This is a genomic window from Neoroseomonas rubea (assembly GCF_016106015.1).
Classification (GTDB): domain Bacteria; phylum Pseudomonadota; class Alphaproteobacteria; order Acetobacterales; family Acetobacteraceae; genus Neoroseomonas; species Neoroseomonas rubea.
In genome coordinates, this window is the sequence record NZ_JACADQ010000593.1 from 1 (window position 1) to 1,288 (window position 1,288).

Consider the following 1,288-nt stretch of genomic DNA (forward strand, 5'->3'; position numbering starts at 1 on the left):
GGGCCTGGGCTGGGCTGCGCTTCTGGCCCGCGCCGGCCCCGGCGGCGCCCACAGCGCCCCCTTCGGCGCCTTCCGGGGCTGCCCAGGCGGCGCCGGCCCGGCCTGCTGCTGCAAGGGCGCGCCGCGCGGCGGACGACCTATCGCTGGCCGAAGGGCGGGCGGCCTACATGGCGTGGCTGCGGCGCATCAAGCGCGACCCGCGCAACCCGAATACCCCGTCGCCTTCATGGAATGAGGCGTGGGCCGAATTCCGAGGGATGATGAAGCGCGAGACCTGCCGCGCGATCCATCAGGATGTGTGGGGCGCGCGCGCTTCCGAACGCGGCAGAAAATCGTGAGTGTTCCCGCGCGCTGAGTGTTCCGGGAACACTTAAAGCCGCAGAAATCCGCCGTTTTTGCCCCGTGAGTGTTCCCGCTGAGTGTTCCCCGAAACGTGTTGGCGGCACACTTACGATGCCTAGAATGGGGGGCCTTGAAGCATCAGCGGAAAGGCATCCCCCCATGTCGAAGCAGGCGCCAAGCGCCATCACCACGCCAGCGGCCGGCGCGATGCCGTCCGGGCTGCGCATCCTCCGAGGCGAAGATGTCTACGGGAAGGAAGGGCGCACGGGCTGTAGCCGGAGCCAGTGGTATCGCCTGATCGCGGAAGGACGCGCGCCGAGCGGTTTCATGATCTCGCCGCAGGCGCGAGGCTGGCTCGAACACGAGATTGACGCCTGGATCATCTCGCGGGTCGAGAAGGGGTCGCTGACGAAGGCTGCCCCGGCTGCGCCCGTCGAAGACCCGTCCATGGTCGGGCACAACGGCGGCCCGCCGATGCGGCGCCCGCGTGGACGCCCGAGGAAGAACGCGGCGCCGATCTTCGGTGGCGCGGCGTGACTGCCGCCCTCTAACCCCTCCCGACCGAACCGCGCGCACGCGAGAGCGGACGAGAGGGGGAAGCGCGAAGACTTCTTGAGGGCAGGCCGGGCCGGCAGCCGCAGAAGTCTTAGCGCACCTGTCCGCATCGCGTCACGCGGCATCCTTTCGACAGGAAGCCGCCTGTGCAGATTGCACAACCGATCGACCCCCGCGTGGTCGCGATCGCGCCGCATATCGCGGCGTGGATGCGCCAGCATTCCGCCCGCATGCGCGCCCTGCGCGCCGTCCAGCGCGCCGATCGCCTGCGCCGTGCCGCCCATGCCCGCCTTCGCCAGCCCGCCCGGCCCATCAGGGCCGCAAAGGGCCGCGCCAGGGCCGCCCGCCGCCATCGGCGCGGCCCTTTGCGGCCCTGATGGGCCGGGCGGGC

Annotated in this window: 2 protein-coding genes; both read left to right on the forward strand. The window is 71.0% G+C overall.

The window, feature by feature from the left end; translation table 11 throughout:
- Positions 1–167 precede the first annotated feature (167 nt).
- Positions 168–338 carry a hypothetical protein gene (locus HW577_RS25135; RefSeq protein WP_198378815.1) on the forward strand — a complete coding sequence of 57 codons (171 nt, stop codon included), beginning with the start codon at positions 168–170 and terminating at the stop codon, positions 336–338.
- Positions 339–501: 163 nt separating this feature from the next.
- Positions 502–879, forward strand: a complete 378-nt coding sequence (locus HW577_RS25140) for a helix-turn-helix transcriptional regulator (RefSeq protein WP_198378816.1) — start codon at positions 502–504, stop codon at positions 877–879.
- Positions 880–1,288: the final 409 nt, after the last annotated feature.

Bases quoted from the DNA above. Each gene is read 5' to 3' on its own strand.
- HW577_RS25135 (WP_198378815.1), top strand. From the start codon at position 168: ATGGCGTGGCTGCGGCGCATCAAGCGCGACCCGCGCAACCCGAATACC.
- HW577_RS25140 (WP_198378816.1), top strand. From the start codon at position 502: ATGTCGAAGCAGGCGCCAAGCGCCATCACCACGCCAGCGGCCGGCGCG.